Below are 16119 nucleotides of genomic sequence, written 5' to 3' on the forward strand. Positions count from 1 at the left end.
ACTTTCTGGTGGTGAGTATGGCTAAGGTGAAGGTTGGGATTAACGGTTACGGGACTATAGGTAAGAGAGTGGCCTACGCGGTCATGAAGCAGGACGACATGAAGCTCGTCGGCGTCACCAAGACGAAGCCGGACTTCGAGGCCTACCGCGCGAGGGAGCTCGGAATTCCCGTCTACGCGGCGAGCGAGGAGTTCCTGCCGAGGTTTGAAAATGTAGGCTTTGAAGTCGCCGGAACCCTGAACGACCTCCTCAACGAGGTTGACATCATCGTTGACGCCACGCCCGGAGGAATGGGCGAAAAGAACAAGCCCCTCTACGAGAAGGCTGGCGTCAAGGCCATCTTCCAGGGCGGCGAGAAGGCGAGCGTCGCCGAGGTCTCCTTCGTGGCCCAGGCGAACTACGAGAATGCCCTCGGCAAGGACTACGTTAGGGTTGTCTCGTGCAACACGACGGGCCTGACGAGGACACTCTCTGCCATTCAGGACTACATCGATTACGTTTACGCTGTGATGATTCGCCGCGCCGCCGACCCAAACGACTCGAAGCGCGGACCGGTCAACGCCATAACGCCGAGCGTCACTGTTCCGTCGCACCACGGGCCGGACGTCCAGACGGTAATCCCGATAAACATCGAGACGAGCGCCTTCGTCGTCCCAACAACTCTCATGCACGTCCACAGCATCATGGTCGAGCTGAAGAAGCCGGTTGAGGCAAAGGACGTCGTAGATATCTTCGAGAACACCACGCGCGTGCTCCTCTTCGAGAAGGAGAAGGGCTTTGAGAGCACCGCCCAGCTCATAGAGTTCGCCCGCAACCTCCACCGTGAGTGGAACAACCTCTATGAGATTGCAGTCTGGAAGGAGAGCATAAGCGTCCGCGGGAACAGGCTCTTCTACATCCAGGCCGTCCACCAGGAGAGCGACGTTGTGCCGGAGAACATAGACGCGATAAGGGCCATGTTCGAGCTCGCCAACAAGTGGGAGAGCATAAAGAAGACGAACAAAAGCTTGGGGATTTTGAAGTGACCCCAACGCTTTTATTCCCTTTTACAGACGTTTTTGCATGGACACCGAGGAGTATGTACTCGTCCTGGGCCTGCTCTTAATCGTCGCGTTCCTTCTCTACCCTAGCGAGGCAATCTCCGGAACTTTCTGCGAGGGGAGCTCCGGGGAGCTCGGGGGCTACAGTGTTGGCGTTCAGAACGGCTTTCTGAGGGTGTACCATAGGGGAGAAGAGGCCCTCGTCGCGAAGGGCGACCGCGTGCTCCTCAAGAGGGAAAACGTGGAGTACTCCTACTCCGAAAACTGCTATCGCCTTGTGGTTAAAGAAAAGCCCGAAGAGGCGCTCTACATCTTTGTCCTAGGCGTCGTCCTGATTGGGGTGGCTTTCTACTACATGCTCTTCCTCAAATACCGGTAACGACACAGCGGCGAACTATCAGTGTCACGTTGTGATAATCACGATTATCATAACGGCGATTATCATTTCAGAACTTCCAGCGCCTCCAAAATCCTCTCTTCCCCACCCGGCAGCACCAGCGGCCTCGACAGGTGCTTTCTTGCATCGGGCGGAACCTCGTAAATCTTCCTCTCCAGCTCGCGCGGGACTTCAACCGGAATGAGCTTCTTCGGCATCTTATAGCCACAGCGCTTGCACTTGAGGTAGTCGCCCTTGCTCTTCATCGTCCCTCCGCACTTCGGGCACTTCGGCTTCCGGTACTCGATTTGAGGGACGAGCTTCACAGGGTAGAACTTTTCGAGGTTGAGCGTCAGGATTCCCTCGTGCTCCTTAACTCCTCCGGCGGCTATGATTTCATCGCCCGGCAGGAGCTTTCTGACCCAATTTCTAAACTTCTTCGTCGGCTCAAAGGCCGCGACGCGTATCTTCCCGGTCTCGTCCTCAAGCTCGAAGAAGACGTGCCTCCCGCGCTCCCAGTACGGGCGGGCAACCCTTCCCCTCACGACGGCGCTGTCGTAGGTCTTTAACTCCCCGATTTTCTTGGGCGTCAGGTGGTCGTCGGTGTTCTGGTTCGTCTTGTAGAGCTGGTAGAAGGCGACGGGCTCTTCAAACTTAATCATCTCGAAGGTCTGGAGGACTTTTCCCCTGTCAATCCCTCTGATGCCAACGAGGACGGGGTCTTTGCCGTGGGGCGTTATCAAGACCGTCCTCTTGTAGGGGTCAACGTTGTCGTAGGTGAAGGGGTAGCTCCATTTGTCGGCGAGGAAAACGCTCTCCTCGTCAACCCGCCTCGGCGTCCCCCAGTTTTCACGCTCGCGGTAGGCCAAAAGCTCGTAGGTGAAGCGCTTAAGGGGGTAGCCGATTGCGCCGAGGGAGCCGATTATCCCGCGCCCGAGCTTGAACTTGAAGAACTCCGCTCCAACTGCTCTAGCGACCTTTTCGGCCTCTTCAATGGTCACGTGCTCTCTAAGGGCTTTAAGCGAGAACTCGCGGAGCTCTTCGGGAATTTCGCCCTCAAAAAAGACGACTCCGGGGTTCGTGTTCTCGTGGGTGAAGTCCGCGAGCTGATTCACGTAGAAGAGGACGGTGTTCTTAATATCTGGAATAACTTCTTCGTCGGCCTCGAAGGTCATCGCCACCGCTCCATTGCCCCTTGTCTTGTACGGGACGTTCGGGTTCAGCCTGATGAGCCTCGGCAGGTCTACGGGCTCCGCTATCCTGGAAAGCTCGCGGTAGAGGAGCGCGCCGAGGTAGGTGGTGCACATGCCGTTTGGTGAGTCGGTGTCGTCAATTCCGATGTGGAGGAGCATGTTTGAAGAAAAGGGAAGGGGGTTTAAAAATCAACCGCCGAAGAGCCAGAGCACCGCGTCTGGGAAGCGCCTCGACCAGTAGTACTCGCTGTGCGTTGCCCCATCGTCCTCGACGACGAGGAGGTTTTCGCCCTCCAAGTAGCCCCTTTCCTTCAGTACCTCCGCCATCTTCATGTTGGTCTCTATCATTTCACTGGGGTCGCTTCCCTCAATGGTTCCCCAGTCGATGTAAATCCTCCCCGGGCCCTTGGGGGCGTTCCTCACGAAGTCGTAGATTTCCGGGTTGAACCAGAAAGCCGAGCTCATGGCCCCGATGTAGCGGAAGGTCTCCGGATACTTGAAGCCGGCGTAGATAGATATGAGCCCTCCGAGCGAGGAGCCCATTATCCCGGTCTCGTTCGGTAGGGTTCTGTAGTGGGAGTCTATGTACGGTTTAAGGCTGTTCTTTAAATAGTGACATTCAAAAGGTTTAAATATTTTCGTTGCATATTCTTACTTAGGTGTCAGTAATGCCCAAGTTTTACAAACCTTCAGAGGTTGCGGAACTCCTCAATTACAATAAAGTCACCATAATCCGCTGGATTCATGCAGGAAAAATCAAGGCCATCAAAATAGGCCGAGACTACAGAATTCCAGAAGAAGAAGTCCAAAAACTACTCGGCAAAAAGAAGGAAACAACAAGAGCAGTCCTCTACGCCAGAGTTTCAGGAAGAGACCAGAAAGAAGACTTGGAAACCCAACTCAAAACCCTCGAACAATACGCAGTTAGCAAAGGCTACCAAATCGTGGATGAGGTTAAGGAAATTGCCTCTGGATTGAAAGAGAACAGAAAGGGGCTCAAAAAACTAATCAACCTCGCCAAGAACGGCGAGTATGACATTCTCATCGTAACTTACCCCGATAGGCTCACCCGTTTTGGATTCAAATACTTGGAAGAACTCTTCACAGCCTACAACGTGAGGATTGAAACAGTCTTCAAGAAGGATAAAACACCAAAAGAAGAACTCGTAGAAGACTTGATTGCAATAATCACCAGTTTCGCAGGCAGACTCTACGGGCTGAGGAGTCACAAGAACAAGAAGTTCGTTCAAGGATTCAAAAAACTCCTCACGGAGGTCGAGAACGAGTGAAACTGACCAAAACAGTAGTCCTTGAGAGTCTCCCACTCACAAAAAAGAAGTTCAAGGCAATGAAAGAAGTGTATGATGAATACTTGGAAATTTTGGAGTTTCTGACAGATTATGCTGTTGAGAACAGGGTAAAGAGCCACCTGAAACTCCGCAAACTCTTTTACAAGAAACTCAAGGAAGAACACAACTTACCAACCCATTACTATTACACTGTCTGTCAGGATGCCACAACAAGGGCGAGGAGTTTTCTCGAACTGAAGAAAAAGGGCAGGGCCAGAACAGAGAAACCAGTAATTAGAAACGTTTCACTCTGGCTGGACGACGTTCTGTGGGATTACAAGAGATTCCCACAGTTCAACACGCTCAGAAACGGAAGGAAAATCCTCGTAATTGGATTAACTACAAAGAGAGGGAGAATTAAACTCCCCCTAAAACCTCACAAACTCTTCTTTAAATACCTTGATGATGGTTGGAAGGTAAAGGCTGGCGTGAAACTCCGTATTATCGAGAAAGAGCGGAAGGTTCTTGCGTATTTCGTCTTCGAAAAAGAGTTTGAGGAAAACAGATTGACTGGAAGTTTCCTTAGCGTGGATTACAACGCTGACAACGTTTCCTTTGGAACTGGAGAGTTCCTGATTCAGGTTCGGACTGAGTTGGGAAAGCTAACGAGGTTTTATTCCGACGTGCGGAAGAAGATTCAAGAGTCCCACTTGGTTGGCTGGAAGAGAAAACTTCCCTCGAAGAAGGGGAGGGAATTCCTCAGGAAGTTTGGACAGAGGAAGATGCACAAGAGAATTGATTTGCAGAGGAAGTTGGCGAAGAGGCTCGTTGAAGTTGCTAAAGAGTCGAATACTACTATTGTCCTTGAGGCTGTCCCCAAGAACTTTAATCAGAAGATTACAGAGAAGAGAAGGGAGAACGAGAAGAGGTTGAGGAATACTCTCCATAATATTGGTATGAACGGGTTCCAGCGGTTTGTTTTCGAGAAGGCAGTAGAGTTTGGTGTTCCCGTGGTTTTCGTCAATCCTTTTTATTCCTCTCAGGTTTGTCCTCGTTGCGGTGCGTTTAAGATTAAACCCAATGATGACGCTCTGCGTCAGAGGGTTTTCGAGTGTCCTGTTTGCGGGTTTTCTGCAGACAGGGATTTTGTTGCTGTCTTGAACTTGTTAGGGCTGTTTCCGTTCAGCCCGAAGGCCCGTGAACCGTTAAGGGAGGAGCCGGTGGTTCCGGTGAACTTAACGGTTGAGGCCAACCTCCTGCACCACAAGAACTCATTAGTAGTGATTAGTCAGTGTTTAAAACAAAAATAGGTGCAGGAGGAAACGGTTTCAACGATGAAGCGGACATAGGCGTCTCCTTCCCCGCCCCCTCCGTAGGCCTCGTTCCTCCACGGTGAATACTCGTCTGTCCTCTTCTCACCGCCGTTGTCTATGCCAACGACTATGATCGAGAAGTTTTTCTCCCTGAAGAGCCTCTCCAGGGTCTCGTCCACTTTCCATTCGCCGGCGAATGAGGTCGGCTGGTCAAATAGGTTCTGGCCATCGTGCATGTAGAGGACGGGGTATCTTTTGTTGCTCTTTTCGTAGTCCGGAGGCAGGTAGACCCATATCCTCCTCGTCCTGTTGAGCTGGGGCATGAACATCTTGAAAGTCGTCACGTTTCCGACTATCGTGTGCGTGCCGACTCCAACTTCCTCTACGTAATCGCGCCAGTGGTAGACGGTGAACTCGTACACCCCGCTCTCCTCCAGCACCAGCACTCTGTTTGAAATCTCCTCGCCGTTTCTGCCCTTCTCAACGGTCTCCCACGAGCCGCGGGTGAACTTGAACTCGATTTTAGTCCTCCTCTCGAACTCCAGCATTATCTCCCATTTACCGTCCTCGCGCTTCTTGAGCCTGTAGTTTTCATCGCCCGGATTCCAGCCGTTGAAGTCGCCCGCGATATAAACCGGGCCGTTTTCTGGCGTGTAGTCTGGAACCGAGACGATGAACGTGACCGTAACAACGCTGGAGACTTCCGTAGCGGTGGAAGTCGTCGCATTGGCCTCCTCAGGCACTTCGATGCTTGGGGTTTCAGTCGTTGATGAAACCGACCTTGTTGGCATCGATGCGCTCTGGGAAGAACTGACCGTCTCCCCGGTCTGGAGAGAGGTGCTCTCGTTGGATTGTTCCGTGGATGTCTGCGTGACTCCACTGTCGTTGAGACATCCCGTGGAGAGGACGAGTATTCCGGCCAGCAGGACGGCAAGGAGTCTGGTTGGAACTTCTTTTATCACTGGTTTCACCCTTATCATAGTGAGGGAGCCCCTTTATATCCTTGCCGAACTGTTGAGATTAAAAGAGGTAGTAGTCCTCGCCAGCATCAAAAGTCATCACAACGCTTCGTTGCCGTGTTTCATCGGGTGTTTGTGTGGGTTAAAGTGGACACCTGCTCGGGGGAATCGAGCATTCAGAGGGTTGAGATGCGCGGGGGGAGTTTTCTTTTTAACTCAAAAACTGGGGGTGTGTAGTTACTTTTTTCTTTCTCAAGTCTTGCCGTTCACGGCGGGGATGCAGTAAACCACCCAACCGGCCTTTAAACAGGAAGGCAAAACTATTTTAAAGCCTAAAATTTATACCATGCCTTGATATGAAGCGCTCAGTAACAGTAAAACTCCAGCCCTCTAAAGAACAAGCAAAAATCCTCCACCAGTTAGCCGATTCAGGAGCCAAAGCCTGGAACCGAGTAAACTACTTGAGGCGACAAGAATTCTTCCAACACAAAATCGTGGACTTCAACAGCACAGAAAAAAACCGTTTACGAAGAGTTTAAACGAGAAATCGGCTCCGCCACAGTCCAACAAATTTCTCGCAAAAACGCTGAAGCGTGGCGTTCGTTCTTCTCACTCCTGAGGAAGAAGAGGAATGGAGAACTCCCCAACTGGCTCAAACCAAAACCACCAAACTACTTGAAAGAAGAGGGAAGGAGAAAACCCTTAATCGTCCTGAGAAACGACCAATATAAGATTGAGGGCAATAAACTAATCTTAAAAGGCCTCGGCAAGTTTAAACGCCTCGAAGTCCAGTTCAAGGGTAGAGTTCACCTGAAGGGCAAGCAGGGGCGGTTAGAGATAACCTACGACCCCGTTAAGCGGAAATGGTATGCTCACGTTAGCCTTACTGTCGAGGAAAAACTTGAAAACACTGAATGGGTGAACGTTCCGAGAACGCCAAGAGGAAGCCTCTCGGCGGGAATTGACCTTGGAGTAAACAATCTAATGGCTGTTTATGTGGAAAACGGGGAAAGCTTCCTCGTGAATGGAAGGCCGCTGAAGCGCATTGCTTTTTACTGGAGGAGAAAAATTGCTGACTACCAGTCAAAACTCAACAAGAGCGGAGTTAAAACGAGTAGAAGGCTTAAAAGAATGCACGATAAAGCGAAACTTCAAGCCAAGCACTACATAAACACTACCGTAAGAGGAACTGTCAGGAAGCTTTATGAGCTTGGCGTTTCCAAGATTGTGGTGGGTTATCCTAAGGGCATAGCTCGGAACTCTGATAGGGGCAAAAGGCAGAATTTTCTCCTTTCTCACGTTTGGCGGTTCAATACGGTTATTAAGCGTCTTAGGGAAGTTGCTGAGGAGTATGGTATTGAGGTTTTGGTTGTTGATGAGGCTTTCACTTCTAAGGTTTGCCCCGTTTGCGGGAAGCCTCACGAGGGGGCGAGGTTTGTTAGGGGTTTGTTTGAGTGTCCCGCGACGGGGCTTGTCTTTAACGCGGATTTGGTTGGAGCGTTTAACATTTTGAGGAAGGTTGTGAGGACCATAACCCCGAATCTGGGCGGGCTTTATGCTCAGAGGGGGGTAACGGGGGGAAGACCCTCCCCGAGGGGTTCGAAGAACCCTTTTCAAGGGTTGCCCTAATGAGAACCCCTCGAACCTCCCCATCACTGGCGAGGGGTTAACTCGTTGGAACCCTCGCCTTAGCTGGGGAGAAGGTCAGGGAGATTGGAGAAAAAGCCTCCGATTTAGTCCTGAAGGACCAGAACGGTGAAGAGTTCAGACTGAGCGATTTCAGGGGAAAGAAAGTCCTGCTGTCCTTCCACCTGCTTGCCTGGACGAGCGTGTGCGAGAAGCTGATGAAAGCCCTCGAAGAGAACTGCGAGCGCTTTGAGGCCCTTGACGTCGTTCCCGTCGGCATAAGCGTCGACCCTGCGCCGAGCAAGAAAGCCTGGGCTGAGCACATTGGGCTCAAGAAGCTCAGGATTCTGAGCGACTTCTGGCCACGCGGAGAAGTTGCGAAGCTGTACGGCATCTTCTGCGAAAAGGAATGCTTTTCGGAGAGGGCAAACATCCTCGTAGACGAGGAAGGGAAGGTTGCCTTTTTCAAGGCATACCCGACAAGGGAGCTTCCAGACCTGGAAGAAATTTTCAAGCTCCTAAAGGCATGACCGCCGTTTTCCATTCTATTTATGTCAGAACCAGAGAGCCATGGCGTGTTCTCCGGCTCCCAGTTCTGTCCACAACTCTTGGTTTAGAAAACCTTATTTACGTCTTCGCACCAAATAGGTTCGGGGATAGAAATGCCCGCAGTTAGGGTTGAAAGACTTCTTGAGGAGCCAGAACTTTACATCATAAGGGTTGACGACGACCGTATTAAGTACTTTGAGGCCACTTGGGATATCCCAGAGGGCATAACCTACAACTCCTATCTGATGAAGCTGAAGGACGCGGTTGTTCTGTTCGATGTGACAAAGGCCGAGTACGCTGACCTCTTCCTCGAAAAGCTCAAAGAGCTCGTCAATCCCGAAGAGATAACCCACATAATAGTCCACCACACGGAACCTGACCACAGCGGTGCCCTCCCGAAGGTTCTTGATGCCAACGGGTACAGGGCACAGATAATAGGGACAGCCTTTGCTAGAAACCTCCTTGAGGGCTTCTACGGGAAGGAAGTCGTCGAGAACTTCAAGATCGTCAAGGACGGTGAGGAGCTCCAGATCGGCAGGAGAACCTTCCGCTTCATAACCGTCCCCTGGCTCCACTGGCCCGACACGATGATTACCTACGTGGTCGAGGATAAGCTGATCTTCTCCTGCGACGCCGGCGGTGGCTACGGAATCCCAGAAACTATTGATGACAGCGATGAAGAGGTAGTTCAGAAGTACCTTCCGCACGTGACCAAGTACATAGTCACCGTCATCGGCCATTACCACAAGTACATAGTCCAGAATATCAAAAAGCTGAGAAACCTAGGAATAATTGATAATGCCAAGATGATACTTCCCGGCCATGGGCTTATATGGAGAAAGAACCCGGCCAGGATATTCGAGTACTATGAGGCAGTCGGAGCCGGAAAGGTCAAGAAGGGCAAGGTTCTCGTCATCTACGACTCCATGTACGGCTTCGTCGAGAAGAGGATGGAAATCGTGATAGACGAGCTCAAGAAGCACGGCTACAACCCGGTGGTCTACAGGTTCACCGACAAGGAAGCGCCGGCCGTTAGCCACATACTCGGAGAAGTCCCGGACAGCGAGGCCCTGATAATCGGCGCTTCCACCTACGAGGCCGAGATACACCCGCGCATAAGGTATGCCCTCTACGAGATTGTGGACAAGGCCAACTACGAGAAACCAGTTCTTATCGTCGGCGCCTTCGGCTGGGGCGGCGTCGCCGGAAGGAAGATAGAGACCCTCATAACCCGCAGCAAGTTCGACCACGTTGACACCGTCGAAAGCAAAGGCGCTCCCGGGCCTGAGGACGAAGAGAAGCTCAGGGAGGCAGTTAGGAAGCTCGTGGCGTGGCTCTCCTGAACTTTTCTCTTTTAAGAAGTGCGGGGTGGTCATAGGAAGCGTGAGAATACTATCTTTAAGCTTTCAATTCTAGAAATCATTATATACTTTAATGCCTAGGTATTAATGCAACAACGTTTGTAGGTGCTAGATATGGTAATTGAAAAGAAAATGACCCGCAAGTTTCTGGAAGACGCTTTTGCCGGCGAAAGCATGGCGCATATGAAGTACCTGATTTTCGCAGAGCAGGCTGAGAAGGAGGGCTTCCCCAACATAGCCAAGCTCTTCAGGGCCATCGCTCACGCTGAATTTGTTCACGCCAAGAACCACTTCATAGCCCTCGGAAACCTCGGCAAGACCCCGGAGAACCTGCAGGTGGGTATAGAGGGGGAGACCTATGAAGTCGAGGAGATGTACCCAGTCTTCAAGAACGCCGCCGAGTTCCAGGGCGAGAAGGACGCTGTAAGGACGACCCACTACGCCTTGGAGGCGGAAAAGATACACGCCGAGCTCTACAAGAAGGCCAAGGAGCTCGCCGAGAGCGGAAAGGACATGGAGATAAAGAGGGTCTATATCTGTCCGGTCTGTGGATATACAGCCGTTGATGAGGCACCCGAGAAGTGCCCAGTATGCGGTGTCCCAAGAGATAAGTTCGTGGTCTTTGAGTAAACCTTTCGCTTTTCTACCTTTTAAGTTTGAACCACAAACCTTATAAGGTCGGACTGATAATATTAAGACGGTGAAAGAAATGGCGAAGTGGAAGTGCACAGTTTGTGGTTACATCTACGATGAGGACGAGGGCGACCCGGACAACGGGATAGAGCCCGGAACCAGGTTTGAAGACCTTCCCGAGGATTGGGTCTGCCCGCTCTGCGGTGCGCCCAAGGACCAGTTTGAAAAGATAGAGTGAGGTGGTTGAGATGCTTAGCGGAACGGTAAAGAGTGGAGACTGGAAGGGGGAGAAGCACGTCCCCGTTATAGAGTACAAGAAGGAAGGCGACCTCGTTAAGGTCGAAGTCAGCGTGGGCAAGGAGATACCGCACCCAAATACCCCAGAGCACCACATAGCGTGGATTGAGCTCTGGTTCCACCCCGAGGACGGCAACTTCCCGATTCTCGTCGGCAGGACCGAGTTTACAAACCACAGCGACCCGCTGACCGAGCCGAGGGCGGTCTTCTTCTTCAAGACCCAGAAGAAGGGCAAGCTCTACGCGCTCAGCTACTGCAACATCCACGGCCTCTGGGAGAACGAGGTCGCGCTCGAGTGAGCTTTTCGTTTCTGCCCCAACCCCCGTTATTTTTCTCCCGAGAGCTGGAACGTCATGTTTTTCCAGTCCTCGACCCATTCCTGAGCGTAGCCTTCTAGGGTGTGCACGTACTTGACGTTTCGTACGCATACCATAACCGTCACGTTTTCAGGGCTCTTGAAGAGCTCTATGTGGTACCTTATAACCTCGTCGCCGGAGAGGGCGAGGATGGACTGAAACGGGCCCCAGAATGTCATTGACTCGTACTTTTGCCCAACTTTAATGCCATCAACGTAAACCCCGGCCCCGCAGAAGTTCCCGGGAACCTTGATGAGAACGTCCACGACCGCAGGGGAACCAGATGTACTCCAGTAAACGGCAACACCATTTGAGCGCGCCGAGCCGTCGTAGTTCGGGAAGGGAACGTTGAAGAGAACCGGTGAGAGAATCAGGGAAGCTACGAGAACTGCGAGTGATTTCCTCGGTGGGAAGTTGAAGGCGACGTTCCTTTTTGCCGCCGCGGGGAGCTTCCAGTAGGAATACGCCTCGACGAGGCGGGCGATGTTCATCAAAACGACGCCAACCAGGACGGGAAAGAGGAGGGTGCCTATGAGGTATATGTTTCCGGCGAGGTTGAAGTTCAGCTCGCCGGTCGATTTTGCAAACAACCCCATCCTGAGCCTGTACAGGAGGGCGCTGGCAACAAAGGCAGGATACGCCGGCGCTAGTAAGTTAATGAGCTTGTAAATGTTCCACGAGGGTTTGAGTAGGACCCACTTCGGGCTCCAGCTGAGGAGGAAGATGGCAACTAGGAATAGAGCCGTCTCAAGCAGGAACAGCTTCAGGGGCCTCGAGTCAACGTCCACGCTCCAGAGGTAGAGACCAATCAGGTAAACCACGAGCCCGAGCCCAAAGGCTATAGGCGAGAAAAGGCCTAAGAGATTGGACAGCGTCATCAGCAGACTCCCGGCGAGCAGGTATTCCCTGCCACCAACCGGAGCAAACTTTCCTTTAACTGTCACTAATATCACCAATAAAACTTTGAGTTTTAACACTTAAAGCTTTTGGGCAAGGTTTATATCCCCTGCCTTCTAAGTTCTATGGTTGAGAACTATGGATTCGTATACCCTTGTAATGGCCGTTAATGGCTCTCTTGTGCTGGTGGGAATTTTTCTCACATGGCACTTAACGAGGCTTGTGGAACGATACAGACTCGGAAAGGAAAAACTATCCTGGTTAATCCTTTTAGGAGGTCTCATGACATCTCTGGGGTTCGTTGGAGGCCTCGCTGGTCTTGATTTAAGGATACTCGTTATCCTCGGTCCTGCGTTGATAGTCTATGCCCTCTCGATGAGTGGCCTCGTTGGAGCAAAGCTTGAAATGCTTTTCCAAACCGGTCTGGTTGTCCTCTCCGCTGGCATCAGCGACGATCCAAAAACATACATTGTTTTGATGTTCTCTGACATTTCTCTGCTTCTCTTGATGGACGCCGTGGCCTTTTATTCAAATTCGCCAATAAAAGCTGCCACAATGGCAAGGCTTTCTGCTTGGCTTCTTGTAGCTTTCACGACCGTAAACGCTCTCTATCCGCATTCCTTACCCGCGATTATGCTCTACACTGCCTCAGTGTTGCTGTGGATGGCCTCGTTGACTCTTTCATATCCAGCGGCAAGGGTTCTCAAATTTGCCCAGGAAGGCTTATAACTGGCCATTCAGACGTTAAAACGGTGAGAAAAATGAAAGTTTACAGCCCGGATAGGGAGTGGCCCGAGCACTACAAGGCCGTCATCGAGGAGCTGAGGAAGATAACCGACCCCGTTACCGGGGGAGACATCCTCGACTCCGGCGTTGTGGCGGGCCTTGAGGTTACCGAGGATACCCTAAAAATCTGGCTCCGCTTTGAGAGCCACGCGGAATACAACATCATCGGAGAGAGCCCCATCGCGTACTCCAAAATAATCGGGGACATAATGGAGCGCTTCGCCCTTGTGAAGTTCCAGAACGTCTACGTCTACGACCTCAAGAACAACCCGGTCGGAGTTTTTGAAAACAAGAAGGGCTACACTGCTGATGACATCAGCACTGAGAGGGTCTGAGCCTTGGGACTTCTCGAAATTTTTAAACCAGAAAAGAGGCCTACGGAGGGGCCCAAAAAGGGCCTTCCTCTTGAAGTCTTGAGGGTAGTAGAGGTTCTAAAAAGGGTTCAAGACCCTGAAACGGGGCTCAACATAGCTGATGAAGGGCTCCTCTACGGGCTAACCGTGAAGGAAAAGGAAGTCGAAGTGTTTCTTTTGATGGCCCGCTCAACCCCACACTGCCATTTCTGCCAGATGCTGGCCGTAAACGTCCAGAACAAAATACTGCGGGATATCGTGGATGTCCTGAAAGCGGAAGGGTTTAATAGAATAAGAGTCTACAATGAACTTGGACTGCTGCTTGCGGGGGGATGATTTATGGTTCCGCCCGAACTTGACGAGGGGCTTCCCCTCGAAAGGATAAAGGACTTCTCCCTTGATGAGCTTCTCGGAATGGCCATAAAGGCCGAGATTGGCTCAAGGGAGTTCTACGAAAGCCTCGCCCAGAGGGCTGATATAGAGGAGCTGAAGAGAAAGATAAGCTGGCTCGCAGGGGAAGAGAAGAAGCACGAGGAGCTCCTGAGGAAGATTTATGCCAAGATGTTCCCAGGTAAAGAGGTCGTTTTTCCGGAGGAGCACATCGGACCTGAGCTCAAGCCCGTTGCCCGCGAACTCCAGGGCGTTCAGGACATAATAGACCTAATCCGCTGGGCCATGAAGGCTGAGGAGATGGCGGCGAAGTTCTACGCCGAGCTTGAGAACATGGTCGAAGGCGAGGACAAGAAGAGGCTCATGCGCTACCTCAGCGACATGGAATGGGGCCACTACTACACGCTCAAGGCCGAGTACGAGCTCCTGCTCGACTGGGAGATGTACAGCCAGATGATGCACGTTGGGCCGTGAGTTACTTTCCCTTTTTGTCACTAAGAAACCGAGGACAGTAGAAAGGGCGGGAAAGAGAAAAGCTCAGAGTTCGACCTTTATGCCTGTCTCTTCCTCGACTTCTTCAAAGCCCTCTTTCATGTACTTCGCAAGCTCCTTGTCAACCTCAAAGAGAGCCGCGAGGAACTCCCCAAAGTGCTCCTTCTCCTCGTTGGCAACGTCGTAGAATACGTGCTTTATCCTCTCGTCCTCAATGTGCTCGGCAAGCTGTTCGTAGAAGTTTATGGCATCGAGCTCGGCCTCGATGGCCCAGCGCAGGGCCTGGGCGATTTCCCTCTTTGAGAGGGGTCTATCCTTCGGAATCTCAAACGGGTATTTCGCAAGCATGGTATCACCGGTGTACAGTACACTCCAGTGTTAATAACCTTTTAGGGGGTCGTTTTTGAGGAACTTCCCGTGCGTCAGTCCACCAAGTCCGGAACCACCACAGGGACGCCCTGAACTTCCGCAATGACGCCCCCGACCCCATAAACTTCCTCAAAAAGCCCCGGAGTGAGGACGTTTCTGCCGCCATCTTTTATTATCCTGCCGCCTTTCATAAATACAAACCTGTCCGCGAAGCGCAGCGCCAGGTTGACGTCGTGCATTATAATCACGGCCGTTTTGCCAGACTCAACGAACTCCCGCGCTATTTTCATCACTTCCACCTGGCTCCTCAGGTCGAGGTTGTTGGTAGGCTCGTCCATCAGGAGTATCTCAGGTTCCTGCGCGAGCGCCCTTGCTATGTTCACCTTCTGCAGTTCTCCCCCGCTGAGCCTGTTGATGGGTTTCAGGGCCAGGTGGTCGATTTTCAGCATTTTTAGAGTGGATTTAACGGCCTCAATGTCCTTTTTTGAAGGCTTCAAGCCCATGTGGGGCCTCCTGCCCAGCAGAACCGTGTCAAATACCCTCATGAAGCCGGGGACAATGGCCTGAGGCACGTAGCCGATGATTCTCGCGAGCTCCTCGCGAGAGTACTCGTTTATGGGCTTTTCAAAAACCTCCACTCCATTACACTTGAAAACTCCGGCGAGGCACTTCATGAGGGTGCTCTTCCCGGCACCGTTCGGCCCCAGTATCGCCACCAGCTCTCCCCTCTCCACCTCCAAGGAGACGTTGTGCAGTATCTGTGAGCCGTTATAGCCAAAATTCAGGTTTTTAACCTTCAGAACTTTCATCTGCCTCCCTCCATGCGCACCAGTAGGTAGATAAACATCGGAGCTCCTAGGAACGACGTTACAACGCCAACCGGCAGAACTATCGGCGAAAAGAGAAGCCTCGCAACTGTGTCCGCGGTAAGGAGCAGGAGGGCACCCATCAAGGCGGAGAGAGGTATCAGGAACCTGTAGTCTCCTCCAAAGATAAGCCTGACAGCGTGGGGCGCCACAAGTCCGACGAAGCCGATAACACCAACAAAGGAGACGCTTACGGCCGTCAAAAACGTCGCAAGAAACGTCGAAATTATTCTCGTCCTCTCAACTTCGACGCCGACGGATTTTGCGACCTCATCTCCGAGGGCCGAGGCGTTCAGATCCCACCTCTTCATGACAAAGTAAGCGAAGACCACCGCGAAGCTCGCCCCGAGTATGAGGTCTTCCCTCCAAGTCGCCCTTCCGAGGTCTCCGAAGCTCCAGTAGACCATCGCGGCGAGCTGGAGCTCGTCTGCAAAGTACTGCACGAGGGTTGTTAAGGCCGTGAAAAGCGAGCTCATCGCGATTCCGGAGAGGATTATTGCTTCAGGGCTCAGCCCCTTAAGCCTCGCCAGGAGCAGGATTGTGGTTGCAGCGCTCATTGCCCCGATGAACGCGAAGAGCACAACGGAATAGGGATTGTCCACGAATATTCTCCCCGAGCTCTCGGAATAGCCGGCCCCGAGCAGGATAGCAATGGAAGCCCCGAACATGGCCCCGTGGGAGACCCCCATAGTGAACGGGCTCGCGAGGGGGTTCCTAAGGAAGCCCTGCATAACGGCCCCAGAGATTGACAGCGAAGCGCCCACGAGGATTCCGGCAAGCACCCTTGGGAGGCGGATGTTCCAGATTACCATGTGGGTCCTGTAGTCGCCTCCCCAGATCAGTGCTCGGAAGACCTCCCCCATCGAAAGGGAATAACCCCCGTGGGAGATGGAGAACACGCTAACCAAAAATATGAGGGCTAAGAGGAAGATTCCCGCCCCAATCCTGGTTGCAACGTACCTTTCGTACTCCAT

Annotated in this window: 20 protein-coding genes and 1 pseudogene; 14 read left to right on the forward strand and 7 right to left on the reverse strand. The window is 52.1% G+C overall.

Annotation, left to right across the window (positions count from 1 at the left end; translation table 11 throughout):
- The first annotated feature begins 17 nt into the window (after positions 1-17).
- Together ACZ5ER_RS07900 and ACZ5ER_RS07905 are read left to right on the forward strand one after the other, a co-directional pair.
- The gene (locus ACZ5ER_RS07900; RefSeq protein WP_464934175.1) at positions 18-1025 is read left to right on the forward strand and encodes a phosphorylating glyceraldehyde-3-phosphate dehydrogenase; all 1008 of its coding nucleotides are present in this window, start codon (positions 18-20) and stop codon (positions 1023-1025) included.
- Between the two features lie 37 nt (positions 1026-1062).
- Positions 1063-1419, forward strand: coding sequence for a hypothetical protein (locus ACZ5ER_RS07905; protein ID WP_050003409.1), 357 nt, complete (start codon positions 1063-1065; stop codon positions 1417-1419).
- Positions 1420-1481: 62 nt separating this feature from the next.
- Here ACZ5ER_RS07905 and tiaS read toward each other — a convergent pair whose 3' ends face one another.
- Both tiaS and ACZ5ER_RS07915 read right to left on the reverse strand, forming a co-directional pair.
- Positions 1482-2768, reverse strand: coding sequence for a tRNA(Ile2) 2-agmatinylcytidine synthetase TiaS (gene tiaS / locus ACZ5ER_RS07910; RefSeq protein WP_464934176.1), 1287 nt, complete (start codon positions 2766-2768; stop codon positions 1482-1484).
- 30 nt (positions 2769-2798) lie between these two features.
- The gene (locus tag ACZ5ER_RS07915; RefSeq protein WP_227738783.1) at positions 2799-3245 is read right to left on the reverse strand and encodes an alpha/beta hydrolase; all 447 of its coding nucleotides are present in this window, start codon (positions 3243-3245) and stop codon (positions 2799-2801) included.
- 32 nt (positions 3246-3277) lie between these two features.
- On the opposite strand from ACZ5ER_RS07915, the gene ACZ5ER_RS07920 reads away from it, so the two are divergent.
- The gene (locus tag ACZ5ER_RS07920) at positions 3278-3898 is read left to right on the forward strand and encodes an IS607 family transposase (protein WP_050003411.1); all 621 of its coding nucleotides are present in this window, start codon (positions 3278-3280) and stop codon (positions 3896-3898) included.
- Positions 3895-5208 carry an RNA-guided endonuclease InsQ/TnpB family protein gene (locus ACZ5ER_RS07925; RefSeq protein WP_464934177.1) on the forward strand — a complete coding sequence of 438 codons (1314 nt, stop codon included), beginning with the start codon at positions 3895-3897 and terminating at the stop codon, positions 5206-5208. The genes ACZ5ER_RS07920 and ACZ5ER_RS07925 overlap by 4 nt, the downstream gene beginning before the upstream one ends.
- Here the strand turns inward: ACZ5ER_RS07925 and ACZ5ER_RS07930 are convergent.
- Positions 5187-6173 (reverse strand): alpha/beta hydrolase, encoded by a 987-nt coding sequence (locus ACZ5ER_RS07930; RefSeq protein ID WP_464934178.1) that lies wholly within the window; start codon positions 6171-6173, stop codon positions 5187-5189. The genes ACZ5ER_RS07925 and ACZ5ER_RS07930 overlap by 22 nt on opposite strands.
- Before the next feature lie 353 nt (positions 6174-6526).
- Here ACZ5ER_RS07930 and ACZ5ER_RS07935 point away from each other — a divergent pair.
- The 6 genes and pseudogenes from ACZ5ER_RS07935 (at position 6527) to ACZ5ER_RS07960 (ending at position 10935) form a co-directional block, all read left to right on the forward strand.
- A pseudogene (locus tag ACZ5ER_RS07935) lies at positions 6527-7840 on the forward strand (RNA-guided endonuclease InsQ/TnpB family protein).
- 42 nt (positions 7841-7882) lie between these two features.
- Positions 7883-8326 (forward strand): redoxin domain-containing protein, encoded by a 444-nt coding sequence (locus ACZ5ER_RS07940; RefSeq protein WP_464935160.1) that lies wholly within the window; start codon positions 7883-7885, stop codon positions 8324-8326.
- A gap of 132 nt (positions 8327-8458) precedes the next feature.
- On the forward strand, positions 8459-9688 hold the full coding sequence (locus ACZ5ER_RS07945) for an FprA family A-type flavoprotein (protein WP_050003412.1): 1230 nt from the start codon (positions 8459-8461) through the stop codon (positions 9686-9688).
- A gap of 132 nt (positions 9689-9820) precedes the next feature.
- On the forward strand, positions 9821-10336 hold the full coding sequence (locus tag ACZ5ER_RS07950; protein WP_464934179.1) for a rubrerythrin family protein: 516 nt from the start codon (positions 9821-9823) through the stop codon (positions 10334-10336).
- 79 nt (positions 10337-10415) lie between these two features.
- Positions 10416-10577, forward strand: a complete 162-nt coding sequence (rd, locus tag ACZ5ER_RS07955) for a rubredoxin (RefSeq protein WP_050003414.1) — start codon at positions 10416-10418, stop codon at positions 10575-10577.
- Positions 10578-10587: 10 nt separating this feature from the next.
- Entirely contained in the window at positions 10588-10935 is a 348-nt protein-coding gene (locus ACZ5ER_RS07960) for a class II SORL domain-containing protein (protein WP_464934180.1), read from the forward strand.
- Between the two features lie 26 nt (positions 10936-10961).
- Here ACZ5ER_RS07960 and ACZ5ER_RS07965 read toward each other — a convergent pair whose 3' ends face one another.
- Positions 10962-11945: a DUF996 domain-containing protein gene (locus tag ACZ5ER_RS07965; RefSeq protein WP_464934181.1), complete on the reverse strand. Its 984-nt coding sequence runs from the start codon at positions 11943-11945 to the stop codon at positions 10962-10964.
- 73 nt (positions 11946-12018) lie between these two features.
- Between ACZ5ER_RS07965 and ACZ5ER_RS07970 the strand changes: the two genes are divergently transcribed.
- Genes ACZ5ER_RS07970 through ACZ5ER_RS07985 form a run of 4 tightly spaced genes read left to right on the forward strand, consistent with a single transcriptional unit; the run spans position 12019 to position 13892 of the window.
- Positions 12019-12618 (forward strand): hypothetical protein, encoded by a 600-nt coding sequence (locus ACZ5ER_RS07970; protein ID WP_144244844.1) that lies wholly within the window; start codon positions 12019-12021, stop codon positions 12616-12618.
- A gap of 32 nt (positions 12619-12650) precedes the next feature.
- Entirely contained in the window at positions 12651-13010 is a 360-nt protein-coding gene (locus tag ACZ5ER_RS07975) for an iron-sulfur cluster assembly protein (protein WP_464935161.1), read from the forward strand.
- Between the two features lie 3 nt (positions 13011-13013).
- Positions 13014-13364, forward strand: a complete 351-nt coding sequence (locus tag ACZ5ER_RS07980; RefSeq protein ID WP_464934182.1) for an iron-sulfur cluster assembly protein — start codon at positions 13014-13016, stop codon at positions 13362-13364.
- A gap of 3 nt (positions 13365-13367) precedes the next feature.
- Complete coding sequence (locus ACZ5ER_RS07985; protein WP_464934183.1) at positions 13368-13892, forward strand: ferritin family protein; 525 nt, start codon at positions 13368-13370, stop codon at positions 13890-13892.
- 63 nt (positions 13893-13955) lie between these two features.
- On the opposite strand, the gene ACZ5ER_RS07990 is transcribed toward ACZ5ER_RS07985, so the two are convergent.
- The 3 genes from ACZ5ER_RS07990 to ACZ5ER_RS08000 form a co-directional block, all read right to left on the reverse strand.
- Complete coding sequence (locus ACZ5ER_RS07990) at positions 13956-14258, reverse strand: ferritin family protein (RefSeq protein ID WP_050003419.1); 303 nt, start codon at positions 14256-14258, stop codon at positions 13956-13958.
- A 74-nt stretch (positions 14259-14332) separates the two neighbouring features.
- Complete coding sequence (locus ACZ5ER_RS07995) at positions 14333-15088, reverse strand: ABC transporter ATP-binding protein (protein WP_464934184.1); 756 nt, start codon at positions 15086-15088, stop codon at positions 14333-14335.
- Positions 15085-16119 carry a FecCD family ABC transporter permease gene (locus tag ACZ5ER_RS08000; protein ID WP_050003421.1) on the reverse strand — a complete coding sequence of 345 codons (1035 nt, stop codon included), beginning with the start codon at positions 16117-16119 and terminating at the stop codon, positions 15085-15087. Before ACZ5ER_RS08000 ends, ACZ5ER_RS07995 begins: the two co-directional genes overlap by 4 nt.

This window comes from Thermococcus marinus, assembly GCF_055389025.1.

Coding starts and splice junctions, on each gene's coding strand:
- ACZ5ER_RS07920 (WP_050003411.1), top strand. CDS start 3,278: ATGCCCAAGTTTTACAAACCTTCAGAGGTTGCGGAACTCCTCAATTAC.
- ACZ5ER_RS07945 (WP_050003412.1), top strand. CDS start 8,459: ATGCCCGCAGTTAGGGTTGAAAGACTTCTTGAGGAGCCAGAACTTTAC.
- ACZ5ER_RS07995 (WP_464934184.1), bottom strand. CDS start 15,088: ATGAAAGTTCTGAAGGTTAAAAACCTGAATTTTGGCTATAACGGCTCA.
- ACZ5ER_RS07990 (WP_050003419.1), bottom strand. CDS start 14,258: ATGCTTGCGAAATACCCGTTTGAGATTCCGAAGGATAGACCCCTCTCA.
- ACZ5ER_RS07900 (WP_464934175.1), top strand. CDS start 18: ATGGCTAAGGTGAAGGTTGGGATTAACGGTTACGGGACTATAGGTAAG.
- ACZ5ER_RS07905 (WP_050003409.1), top strand. CDS start 1,063: ATGGACACCGAGGAGTATGTACTCGTCCTGGGCCTGCTCTTAATCGTC.
- ACZ5ER_RS08000 (WP_050003421.1), bottom strand. CDS start 16,119: ATGGAGTACGAAAGGTACGTTGCAACCAGGATTGGGGCGGGAATCTTC.
- ACZ5ER_RS07975 (WP_464935161.1), top strand. CDS start 12,651: ATGAAAGTTTACAGCCCGGATAGGGAGTGGCCCGAGCACTACAAGGCC.
- ACZ5ER_RS07950 (WP_464934179.1), top strand. CDS start 9,821: ATGGTAATTGAAAAGAAAATGACCCGCAAGTTTCTGGAAGACGCTTTT.
- rd (WP_050003414.1), top strand. CDS start 10,416: ATGGCGAAGTGGAAGTGCACAGTTTGTGGTTACATCTACGATGAGGAC.
- tiaS (WP_464934176.1), bottom strand. CDS start 2,768: ATGCTCCTCCACATCGGAATTGACGACACCGACTCACCAAACGGCATG.
- ACZ5ER_RS07985 (WP_464934183.1), top strand. CDS start 13,368: ATGGTTCCGCCCGAACTTGACGAGGGGCTTCCCCTCGAAAGGATAAAG.
- ACZ5ER_RS07960 (WP_464934180.1), top strand. CDS start 10,588: ATGCTTAGCGGAACGGTAAAGAGTGGAGACTGGAAGGGGGAGAAGCAC.